The organism is Phenylobacterium sp., from assembly GCF_036263695.1.
Taxonomy (GTDB): domain Bacteria; phylum Pseudomonadota; class Alphaproteobacteria; order Caulobacterales; family Caulobacteraceae; genus Phenylobacterium.
Map to the genome: position 1 here is coordinate 1 of NZ_DATAGM010000018.1, position 3,749 is coordinate 3,749.

Sequence of the window (3,749 nt, forward strand, 5' to 3'; positions counted from 1 at the left end):
CGGGCTGACCGCCAACCTGGCGGCATCTTGGAACGACGTCACCTACGCCAGCTACCGGAATGCGCCCTGCCCGGTGGGCGTGGCCGCTCCGTGCGACCTCACGGGCGAGCGCGTCTTCCAGGCGCCGGAGTGGGTGGTGAACGCTCAGCTGCGGTATGAATTCGACTGGCGCGACGGGATCCGCCCCTACGTCCAGGCCCAGTACGCCTATCGCTCGGAGGTCTTCGGCCAGGTCGACGCCTCGCCGCACTCGCTGATCGACGGCTACTCGGTGGTCAACGCCCGCATCGGGGCTCGCTTCGGCGACGGCCGCTACGAGGTGGCGCTCTGGGCGAACAACCTCTTGGACGAGACCTATTTCACGACCCTGGGCAGCGCCTCGATCGTCGGCGCCGCCGTCTACGGCTTCTCCGGCCAGCTGGGTGCGCCGCGCACCATCGGGGCGACGCTGAGGGCGGAGTTCTAGCTACTCCGCCGGCTCGCCCTGCACCCGCCGGGCGCCCTTGCGGGCCGCGCGGGTCAGCTGGCCCACGTCGCGCACCGCGCCGCGGGCGGCGCTGGTGGTTAGGGCGGCGTAGGCCTGAAGGGCGGAGGAGACCTTGCGGGGGCGGTCGAGGATCGGGCGCCAGCCGCCGTCGCCGCGAGCGTCCATGGCCGCCCGGCGGCGCTCGAGCTCGGCGTCGGGCACGGCCAGGCGGATCGAGCGGGCCGGGATGTCGATCTCGATCTGGTCGCCATCCTCCACCAGCGCGATGGTCCCGCCTTCGGCCGCTTCCGGCGAAGCGTGGCCGATGGAGAGGCCCGAGGTGCCGCCGCTGAACCGCCCGTCCGTGACCAGGGCGCAGGCTTTGCCGAGCCCCTTCGATTTCAGGTAGCTGGTCGGGTAGAGCATCTCCTGCATGCCCGGCCCGCCCTTGGGGCCTTCATAGCGAATGACGACCACGTCGCCCGCCTTCACTTGGCCGGTGAGGATGCCGCTGACCGCCGCGTCCTGGCTCTCGTAGACGCGGGCGGGGCCGGAGAACTTCAGGATGCTCTCGTCGACGCCGGCGGTCTTCACGATGCAGCCGTCCTCGGCGAGGTTGCCGAACAGCACCGCCAGGCCGCCGTCCTGACTGAATGCGTGTTCCTTGCTGCGGATCACGCCGCCGGCGCGGTCGGTGTCGAGCTCCTGCCAGCGGCGGTTCTGGCTGAAGGCGACCTGGGTCGGCACGCCGCCCGGGGCGGCGCGGAAGAAGGTCTTCACCTCTTCGGACGGGTTGCGGGCGATGTCCCATGTATCGAGCGCCAGCTTCAGGCTCGGCGAATGGATGGTCGGCAGGTGGGTGTGGATCAGCCCGGCGCGGTCGAGTTCGCCGAGGATGGCCATGATGCCGCCGGCCCGGTGGACGTCCTCCATGTGGACGTCGTTCTTGGCTGGGGCGACCTTGGAGAGGCACGGCACCCGGCGCGAGAGCCGGTCGATGTCGGCCATGGTGAAGCCGACCTGGGCTTCGTGGGCGGCGGCCAAGAGGTGCAGCACGGTGTTGGTGGACCCGCCCATGGCGATGTCCAGGGTCATGGCGTTCTCGAACGCCTCGAAGGTCGCGATGGAGCGCGGCAGGACGGATTCGTCCTCGCGCTCGTAGTAGCGGCGGGCGAGCTCGACGACGGTGCGGCCGGCCTTCAGGAACAGCTGCTCGCGGTCGGCGTGCGTGGCCAGCACCGAGCCGTTGCCGGGCAGCGAGAGCCCCAGCGCCTCGGTGAGGCAGTTCATCGAGTTGGCGGTGAACATGCCCGAGCAGGACCCGCAGGTCGGGCAGGCCGAGCGCTCGATGGCCTGCACGTCGGCGTCCGAGACGTTGTCGTCGGCCGCGGCGATCATCGCGTCGATCAGGTCGACCTTCTTCTCGCCGGTGGAAAGGATCACCTTGCCCGCCTCCATCGGCCCGCCGGAGACGAACACCGCGGGGATGTTCAGCCTCAGGGCCGCCATCAGCATGCCCGGGGTGATCTTGTCGCAGTTGGAGATGCAGACCAGCGCGTCAGCGCAGTGGGCGTTCGCCATGTACTCCACCGCATCGGCGATCAGCTCGCGCGAGGGCAGGGAGTAGAGCATCCCGTCGTGGCCCATGGCGATGCCATCGTCCACGGCGATGGTGTTGAACTCCTTGGCCACCCCGCCGGCCGCCTCGACCTCCCGCGCCACCAGCTGGCCCAGGTCCTTCAGGTGCACGTGGCCGGGCACGAACTGGGTGAAGGAGTTGGCGATGGCGATGATCGGCTTGCCGAAGTCGCCGTCCTTCATCCCCGTGGCGCGCCAGAGGCCGCGGGCGCCGGCCATGTTGCGGCCATGGGTGGAGGTGCGGGAGCGATACGGAGGCATGGACAGACGATCCCCGGAACTTGGACGGGGGGTCTTAGCAGATGAGGGGGCGGAGGGGGAGCGGGTGACGGGAAAGCTTGGCGGCCAGCCAGTCACCGCAGTCATCGGTCACTGGTTGCGCGGCAAGCTCGACCTGTCACGCGAGGAGGAGGCGCTGCCTACAGGCTCAAGGACGAGGAAGTCCGGCGTTTCTGCTGGTTTCAGTATCCACTCCCCGATAGGCGAATCCAGATGCAGGCTGACCAGTAAATCTAGCGCGCCCTCGATGTAGGCTCTCGATTCCACTAAGGCCTTCACGAACCTCAGGCTGACCGGTTGGTCGTCGTGCATCACCTCCTTAAACCCGGCGGGGATGCAGGTGAAAGAGCCGCCCGGCCAGTCCAGGCGGAACGACGGGACGGACCTGAGGGAGAGTGCTTCGTAATCCGCTTGCGCCCCGGCAAGGATGACGGTCTCGTAGATGTCGTCGGAGTAGGTCTTGTTCGCGGGATCGAAGACGGCCCCCTCTCGCATCTGGTTCAGAAGAGCAAACATCGCCGCGCCATCTGAAAAAGCCACGACGCTCGCCTCATTAGGTGATCGTGGCGAATGGAGCGGCATCCACCTGACCGTGAACTCCTCGTCAGCGGTGGCCCTGAGCAGTTCGTGAACCGTGATCTTCTTCAGCACTTCCGCTCCTGGTGGGGAGGCGCGCTTCGCGCGCTCTTGCCCTTCGACCCCATGGGTGATGCGAGCCTGCCGGCTCCGGTCAGTCAAGTACGCGCCTGCGGCGCGCCGCGGAGCGGCCGGCCCGGAGGGCCGGTCCTTGAGAGGCCGGAGCCGGCAGGCATGATCGCCACCATGGGGCCGAAGACCCATTCTCCCCTAAGCGGGGCGGAGGGCGACTGACGCGGCTGATTCGCAGACGAGCGGGACGTGGTGCGGGTGAGCCTACCGCGTCGCCCTACAGTGCCGCGAGCACGGCAGCCACGCAGGCCTGGACAGGTCGCCCCGCCGTATCGACCGTCAGCCGCGGCCCGTCCCACGCATGGTACTCGCGTCCGGTCACCGCCGCCCAGTCCGGCAGGGCGAGCCCCGGGACGTCACTCACCCGCGTCTCCACGCGGCGCCGGTGCTCGGCCGCATCGGAACAGATGACCTCGATCCAGAAGATCTCCGCGCCGGCGCGGACCGCGGCCTGCGACCACCCTTCGCGGGCGATGTTCCAGTCGTTGACGCAGTCGCCGATCACGTCCCGCCCGAGGCGCAGGTTGTCCTCGGCCACCGCCTGGGCCGCGCGATAGGTCCAGTCGCGCAGGTCGGCCGGCGCGGTCCCGGAGGCCCAGATCGCCTGGTCCATGGAATCGACCCGCAGCCACATGGCGCCGGTACGCAGGGCGAGCTC

The 3,749-nt window shown here is 69.1% G+C and carries 4 protein-coding genes; 1 reads left to right on the forward strand and 3 read right to left on the reverse strand.

The window, feature by feature from the left end; translation table 11 throughout:
- The coding region (locus tag VHK87_RS00550) for a TonB-dependent receptor domain-containing protein (protein WP_329632948.1) at nt 1-466 on the forward strand (466 nt) is incomplete at its 5' end.
- Here the strand turns inward: VHK87_RS00550 and ilvD are convergent.
- The 3 genes from ilvD to VHK87_RS00565 form a co-directional block, all read right to left on the reverse strand.
- Nucleotides 467-2,365, reverse strand: coding sequence for a dihydroxy-acid dehydratase (gene ilvD, locus VHK87_RS00555; RefSeq protein ID WP_329632949.1), 1,899 nt, complete (start codon nt 2,363-2,365; stop codon nt 467-469).
- Nucleotides 2,366-2,473: 108 nt separating this feature from the next.
- Nucleotides 2,474-3,034, reverse strand: coding sequence for a hypothetical protein (locus VHK87_RS00560; RefSeq protein ID WP_329632950.1), 561 nt, complete (start codon nt 3,032-3,034; stop codon nt 2,474-2,476).
- Between the two features lie 274 nt (nt 3,035-3,308).
- On the reverse strand, nt 3,309-3,749 hold a 441-nt coding region (locus VHK87_RS00565), incomplete at its 5' end, for a hypothetical protein (protein ID WP_329632951.1).

Bases quoted from the DNA above. Each gene is read 5' to 3' on its own strand.
- ilvD (WP_329632949.1), bottom strand. From the start codon at position 2,365: ATGCCTCCGTATCGCTCCCGCACCTCCACCCATGGCCGCAACATGGCC.